This window comes from Buttiauxella sp. S19-1 (assembly GCF_022134725.1).
Classification (GTDB): domain Bacteria; phylum Pseudomonadota; class Gammaproteobacteria; order Enterobacterales; family Enterobacteriaceae; genus Buttiauxella; species Buttiauxella ferragutiae.
This window is the reverse complement of sequence record NZ_JAHWLU010000170.1, coordinates 1-6,536: the sequence shown is the minus strand read 5'-3', so window position 1 is coordinate 6,536 and position 6,536 is coordinate 1. Positions and strand designations below refer to the sequence as shown.

General features: G+C 49.1%; 5 protein-coding genes. 3 read left to right on the top strand and 2 right to left on the bottom strand.

The features are described from left to right. Positions 1-903, top strand: a 903-nt coding sequence (locus MES37_RS22720) for a diguanylate cyclase (protein ID WP_237932693.1), incomplete at its 5' end; no start/stop codon positions are given. 43 nt (positions 904-946) lie between these two features. On the opposite strand, the gene proP is transcribed toward MES37_RS22720, so the two are convergent. Continuing rightward, the gene (gene proP, locus MES37_RS22715) at positions 947-2,452 is read right to left on the bottom strand and encodes a glycine betaine/L-proline transporter ProP (RefSeq protein WP_064543287.1); all 1,506 of its coding nucleotides are present in this window, start codon (positions 2,450-2,452) and stop codon (positions 947-949) included. Between the two features lie 297 nt (positions 2,453-2,749). On the opposite strand from proP, the gene MES37_RS22710 reads away from it, so the two are divergent. Together MES37_RS22710 and MES37_RS22705 are read left to right on the top strand one after the other, a co-directional pair. Further along, a complete protein-coding gene (locus tag MES37_RS22710) occupies positions 2,750-4,270 on the top strand; it encodes a methyl-accepting chemotaxis protein (protein WP_237932692.1) in 1,521 nt (506 codons plus the stop codon). A 146-nt stretch (positions 4,271-4,416) separates the two neighbouring features. Beyond that, positions 4,417-5,448 (top strand): NADP-dependent oxidoreductase, encoded by a 1,032-nt coding sequence (locus tag MES37_RS22705; protein WP_237932691.1) that lies wholly within the window; start codon positions 4,417-4,419, stop codon positions 5,446-5,448. A 33-nt stretch (positions 5,449-5,481) separates the two neighbouring features. Here the strand turns inward: MES37_RS22705 and MES37_RS22700 are convergent, their stop codons facing one another. After that, a complete protein-coding gene (locus MES37_RS22700; protein ID WP_064543291.1) occupies positions 5,482-6,498 on the bottom strand; it encodes a LacI family DNA-binding transcriptional regulator in 1,017 nt (338 codons plus the stop codon). Positions 6,499-6,536 lie beyond the last annotated feature (38 nt).

Sequence of the window (6,536 nt, the reverse complement as noted above, 5' to 3'; positions counted from 1 at the left end):
GGTTTGAATATGTATATAAATGACCTTGATTATTCAATAACTGAATTAAATTTGGCGATAAATGATCATTATGATTGGGCCGGAAAATTCCTTCGTTTGAGTCTGCTGGGTGGGGAAGTTGATGGCGATATTCTCGACCCCAACTCGGCTCAGCACTGCCGCTTCAGTCGTTGGCTATCATTGCGTATGAATGGTGAAGCTTTAGATAAAGAGATGGTCATCACCATCGATAAAAATCACACCCACATGCACAATGTTGCCCGCGAATTGATGCAGTCCATTGTTCATCAACATGTGACTGATTCATTACTGATGAAGTATCAAAAAGCCCAGCAGGAATTTATTCATAACTTGGATCAATATAAGGAACATCTCTTTTCCTGGCGGAATTTGCATGATGCATTAACCGGGTTACCGCTGCGCCATTTATTATATCGGGAGTTCCCATTAGTTCGTGCGCAGTGCCAACGTATGAATCATCATTTGTATCTATTAATTATCGATATTGATCATTTTAAGTCGATAAACGATACATGGGGCCATAATGCTGGTGATGATGTATTGCGCAATGTCGCGTTGGCGCTAAAAGAGGCGACGCGCAAAGCCGAGCGAATTTATCGTTTTGGTGGTGAAGAGTTCATTATTTTACTTGATGCGAAAAACGACCGGGATGCACAGACCGCAGCGCAGCGTATACAGCAATACTTACAACAGCATAGTTTCCTTGTGGGTGACGATAAGATCACTGTCACGGCAACCGGTGGGTTGGCAAAAGTCCTGGAAACTGACACCTTGCATCAGACCATTGGCCGCGCGGATAAAGCGATGTATTACGGTAAAAACACCGGGCGCAACCGTTGCATTATGGCGATGACAGATAGCGAAATGCTGACTATCAGTTAAAAAAAACGCCGGTATTCACCCGGCGTTTTATCACAAACAGAAGTTATTCATTAATACGCGGATGCTGCTGAACCAGCAGTGTGCGTTTTTCCTGAAGCGCTTCGATTTCACGGTCCAAATCTTCGATTTTGTGCTCGATGTTGTCGTGATGTTCCTGAACAATTTCACGCGCTTCCGCAATATCAGACGCCGCAGGCGTTGCCCCTTTAAGCGGCTTATTCGCGGTCTCTTTCATAGTCAGGCCGGTCACCAGGCCAATCACCGCAACCACCATCAGATAATAGGCAGGCATCATCAGGTTGTTGGTTGTTTCGACTAACCATGCGGCAACCGTTGGCGTAATACCCGCAACCAGCACTGAAATATTAAAGGCACTTGCCAGCGCACTGTAGCGAATATGGGTTGGGAACATCGCAGGCAGTGTCGATGCCATGACGCCAGTGAAGGAGTTGAGGATCACCGCCAGAATGAGCAGCCCGGCGAATATCAGACCCAGCACATTACTGTTAATCAAGACAAATGCAGGAATCGCCAGTATCAGCAATGCCACGCTACCAAAGACGATAAACGGACGGCGTCCATAACGGTCACTCAGCAGGCCAATCATCGGCTGCACAAACAGCATACCGATCATAATGGCGATGATGATCAGCACGCCATGCTCTTCAGAATAATGCAGGTTATGGGACAGGTAACTCGGCATATACGTCAGCAACATGTAATAGGTCACGTTGGTAGAAATAACGATACCGATACAGGTCAACAGACTGCGCCAGTGCTTAGTGGCAATCTCTTTGAAGGAGATTTTTGGCCCTTCCGCCAGGCCTTCTTTATCGCCTTGTTCCAGCTTTTCAATGTGCTGCTGGAACGCCGGTGTCTCTTCAAGCGCATGGCGCAGATACAGGCCGATAATCCCTAATGGCAGTGCCAGGAAGAACGGTAAACGCCAGCCCCATTCGAGGAAGTTAGCTTCGCCGACAATCGCGGTAATCAGGACCACGACACCCGCACCACAGACAAAACCGGCAATCGAACCGAAGTCCAGCCAACTGCCCATAAAGCCACGTTTACGGTCGGGCGAGTATTCCGCCACAAAGATGGATGCCCCGGTGTATTCGCCGCCCACTGAGAACCCTTGCGCCATTTTCGCAAGTAACAACAGGATTGGCGCCCAGATACCAATGGTCGCGTACGACGGGATCAGGCCAATACAGAAGGTACTCAATGACATAATGATGATAGTGATGGACAGTATTTTCTGGCGTCCGTACTTATCACCCAGCATGCCGAAGAACAGGCCGCCTAGCGGGCGAATCAGGAACGGAACAGAGAAAGTACCCAGTGCTGCAATCATCTGCACGCTTGGGCTGGCATCCGGGAAGAAAACTTTACCGAGGGCATAGGCCACAAAGCCATAAACGCCGAAATCAAACCATTCCATCGCGTTGCCCAAAGAAGCGGCAGTAATCGCTTTTTTCAGGCGGCTGTCGTCGATGATGGTGACGTCACTGACCTTGATAGGTCTGACTTTCTTTTTCCTTTTTAACATTATTTTCCTCTTTTTCCTTGCGGGAGCAAAAGCGTCTCCCAGTCTAAGTGTAGTGGGCCGATCGCAAATTGAAGGTTAAAACTCCTGCACTCAGCGTCACTATGCAAAAGCCAACTAATAACTTTATGAAATTATTGGAAAATGTGGCTCTCTTCTAAAAACATTATAAAAAATATGGCTTAGTTAAAAAAGTGTGATCGCCATCAAGTTTAACCGCTAAAGGAAATCTTTGCAGCGCCGAAATAACAACACGATGAAAAAAATTAACAATTAGCTAACCTATTCAAGGGAGTTGCTATGACTGCGCGCGCGGCTATTACACAGCACGAATACCTGCTTGATGACGATACGACTTTGATGTCCACGACCGATTTAAAAAGCGTAATCACCCATGCGAATGATGCGTTCGTGAAAGTGAGCGGTTACCAACTTAACGAACTTACCGGACAGCCACATAACCTGGTGCGCCACCCTGATATGCCAAAAGCCGCTTTTGCTGATATGTGGTTCACCCTGAAACAGGGCGAGCCGTGGACAGGAATTGTTAAAAATAGGCGTAAAAATGGTGATCACTACTGGGTTCGCGCCAATGTAGTGCCGGTGGTGCGCAACGGTAAAACCACCGGATATATGTCGATTCGCACCAAAGTACGGCCGGAAGAAATTGCTGCCGTCGAACCGCTGTACAAGGCGCTGAAAGAAGGGCGCTGTAAACGCCGTCTGTTTAAAGGACTGGTGTTGCGCAAAAGTATGTTGGGGAAATTGCCCGCTTTACCACTAAGAGCCCGCATTCGCCTGATTATCAGCAGCGTATTTTTATCGATGATGGCCGCACTCGTTGTGACGGAACAAGGTGCGTTGCCGCTGGTAGTCAGTGCTGTGGCAAGTGTGTTGGCCTGCGCGTTGCTGGAGTGGCAAATTGCACGCCCGTTAGAAAATGTCGCCCGCCAGGCGCTGGAGGTGGCGACGGGCAACCAGCAATGTGTGCAGCATCTGGCACGAACCGATGAAATCGGCATGACGTTACGCGCCATAGGCCAGCTCGGGTTGATGTGCCGCTGGCTGATTCATGATGTCAGTCATCAGGTCGAAAACGTGCGCAGCGGCAGTGAAACTCTGGCGCAGGGTAATGTCGAACTCAACGCACGCACGCGCCAGTCGGTGGTTAACGTGCAGCAAACGGTCACTACCATGAGCCAGATGGCGGTTTCAGTACAGAACAACTCTGAAACTGCCGCCGCTGCCGATAAGCTTTCCAGCTCTGCGAGCGATGCCGCAGCACATGGCGGTAAGGCAATGGAAACCGTGGTAACGACGATGGATGATATTGCCGACAGTACGCAGCGTATCGGCTCCATTACTAGTCTTATCAACGATATTGCTTTCCAAACTAATATTCTGGCGCTCAACGCTGCCGTGGAAGCCGCCCGTGCTGGCGAGCAGGGCAAAGGGTTTGCGGTAGTGGCGGGTGAAGTGCGTAACCTGGCACAGCGTAGTGCGACGGCGGCAAACGACATCCGCAAGCTTATCGATGCCAGCGCCAGCAAAGTGCAATCAGGTACTATTCAGGTGCACGAAGCGGGGCGTACCATGAATGACATCGTGGCGCAGGTGCGTAATGTGACGCAGCTTTTAGGGCAAATTAGCCACGCGACATCGGAGCAAGCGCAAGGGCTGTCTGATTTAACCCGCGCGGTGGCGGAACTGGATGCCATCACACAGAAAAATGCGGCACTGGTCGAAGAAAGTGCCGAAGTCTCGGCGATGGTAAAACACCGCGCCGCACGGCTGGAAGATGCGGTAACGGTTCTGCATTGATTCAACAGTGGCTGGAGAAGCGTTAGCGCCATCCAGCCTTTCAAACGAATGCTTAAAGGCACTTTTTTCATGCCACACTCAGCAATTATTAGCTAGGCTGGGACAGATTGACCGTTTATTCACGACCCTAACCTATGGAGAGCGTTATGACTCAGTCGTCCCAGATTAACCGCCGCTTTGTGCTTAAGCAGCGTCCACAAGGTATGCCAACCGATCAAGATATTCGCCTCGAAGAAGCACCCGTCCCACAACCAGCCGCAGGCCAGTTGCTGCTACGGACAATCTATCTGTCACTCGACCCGTATATGCGCGGGCGTATGGATGATACGGAATCCTATTCTGCCCCATTAGCCATTGGCGATGTGATTGGTGCAGGTACCGTTTGCCGGGTCGAACAATCTGCACATGCGGATTACAAAGCGGGTGACCTGGTGTTGGCTTATACCGGCTGGCAGGATTACGCGCTCTCTAATGGCGAAGGTTTGCAAAAACTCGACGCCAATATGTCGCACCCGTCGTATGCGCTCGGTTTACTCGGCATGCCCGGTTTTACCGGCTATATGGGCTTGACCGATATTGGTCAGCCAAAAGAAGGTGAAACGGTAGTCGTAGCCGCCGCCAGCGGCGCGGTAGGTTCGGTTGTTGGCCAGGTGGCGAAATTACTGGGTGCAAGAGTGGTGGGTATTGCGGGTGGCGCGGAGAAGTGCCGTCACGTCACCGATACTTTAAAATTCGATGTCTGTATTGACCACAAAGCACCAGACTTTGCCGAACAGCTTAAAAAAGCCTGCAACAAAGGGATTGATGTTTATTTTGAGAATGTCGGTGGTGCAGTGTTTGACGCCGTTTTGCCTCTGCTCAATACCAAAGCGCGTATTCCGGTGTGCGGTGTTATCAGCCAGTACAACGGCATGAACAGCGCATTCGAGCAGGACAGATTACCGTTGTTGATGAGCACCATTCTGAAAAAACGCATGCGCGTACAAGGGTTTATTATTTCCCAGGATTACGCCGATCGTTATCCAGAATTCTATCAGCAGATGAGCCAATGGCTGGCTGAAGGGAAAATTCAGTACCGCGAAGATGTGGTTGATGGCCTGGAGAAGAGCGTAGAAGCGTTTCGCGGTCTGTTGAGCGGTAAGAACTTCGGCAAGTTGATTGTGAAAGTCGCGAGTTGATTTTTATTGAAACGGCGCTAATGCGCCGTTTTATTAACCTTTATATGGCCCATCAATCACCGAATTTCTGGCTAACAAATCCGACGTAAACACATTATCTTTCGATAAATATCCGCCATCCAACATGGATATTAAGCGGTTGATGACTTCACTGATCATATCGCTCACCGGATCTTTGATACTGGTTAACGCCGGAGAAAGATAAGGTGCAGTCGGAATATTATCGAAGCCAATAATCGATATATCCTGTGGAACAGAAATTTCCATATCGTTTAATTTTTTCATGGCTCCGACCGCCATTTCATCATTACTGGCAAGAATCGCGCTGATCTTATGTTTGCGTGCAAGCAATGCTTCTACCGCAGAAACACCGCTGGCTGGCGTCCATTTTCCGTGGGCAATCAACTCTTCGTTTACAGCAATATCATATTGATTCAAAGCTTCTTTATAGCCCGCTAAGCGCTCGATAGCGGTAGGGGAATCCATTGCGCCGGTAATAAAAGCAATATCACGATGCCCGCGTTCAATAAGGTATTTTGTCGCCATCAAACTGGAGCCTTTATGGTCACAACAAATACAGTGGCTCTGGTGTTTTCTGAGTTTTCGGTTCACTACCATAATCGGCTGTTTATGCTGATCAATAATGTCGTCCATTTCATCAATGGTCAAAAAGCGTGGATAAATAATTACCGCATCACAGCGTAAATCGAGCAAGAACTGAATCGCTTCGCGTTCTTCCTGCGCACTGTGTTTACCATCCACCAGAATAAGCTGACGGCCATTGTCTTCTAATTTCTTCGCTGCCTGCGAAAGTATTTCACTGAAATAACTGCCGTTATAAAGCGTGTTGGTGACCACTAAACCAATACATTCTGACTTATTCGTCGCCAGATTTCGCGCCAGCAAATTGGGCCGGTATCCCGCTTCTTCGATGGCTTTATAGACCTGCTCTTTTGTGGCTTCGCTGACGTATCCCTTGCCGGATAAAACGCGTGAAACAGTGGCTTTTGAGACGCCGGCTTTTTGTGCCACTTCTAGCATTGTCGACATGGGAGCTTCCTGGCTTTTTTGAATGCCTCATTTTACAC